Here is a 611-nt window from a genome sequence, read left to right as displayed (position 1 = left end):
CGGCCTGCCAGGTCGTGGTGAACTCGTTCAGCATCGCGTTGATCAGTGCCAAGACCAGCTCGTCCTTGGTGGCGAAATGCTGATAGAAGGCTCGCAGCGACGTCTTCGAACGTTCCACCACCTGGAGGACGGTGAACTCTGTCCGGCCGGTCTCGCCAAGGATGTCGAGGGCCGAGCGCATGAACTGTTGGGCGCGCGTCTGCGCTTCGGGACTGTTGTTTGCCACCCCGGCGGTCACCTTCGCCATGGCGACTCACGTTACCCGGTCAAATCTTGAGATAGCCCTTGTCTGCCGGGATTTGCGCAGCCGTCACCAACGACGATGCGTCGCTGGCCAGCCACACCACGATGTCGGAGATCTGGTCCGGCTTGATCAGCGAATCGGTCGGCAACGCGCCAGGGGAGAAGCTGTGGATGTACTGCGGATGATCCTGCAGGACCTGGTACATCGACACGTCGTTGCCCATCGGGGTGTCGGTGCCGTACGGGTGAATGGAGTTCACCCGGATCCCGAACTCGCCGAGTTCGACAGCCAACGCGTTGATCATGCCGACAACGCCGAACTTGGTGGCACAGTAGTGGCCGCAGCCCGGCACCGCCTTGATGCCGGC

The 611-nt window shown here is 62.2% G+C and carries 2 protein-coding genes; both read right to left on the bottom strand.

Features of this window, described 5'->3' with window-relative positions:
• Positions 1-247 (bottom strand): TetR/AcrR family transcriptional regulator (locus H7I57_RS16130; RefSeq protein WP_264024627.1); only part of this gene is annotated, 247 nt, incomplete at its 3' end.
• A 19-nt stretch (positions 248-266) separates the two neighbouring features.
• Positions 267-611 (bottom strand): SDR family oxidoreductase (locus tag H7I57_RS16125; RefSeq protein WP_264024626.1); only part of this gene is annotated, 345 nt, incomplete at its 5' end.

Source organism: Mycolicibacterium pyrenivorans (genome assembly GCF_025821625.1).
GTDB lineage: Bacteria > Actinomycetota > Actinomycetes > Mycobacteriales > Mycobacteriaceae > Mycobacterium > Mycobacterium pyrenivorans.
This window is presented reverse-complemented; position numbering and strand designations above follow the sequence as displayed.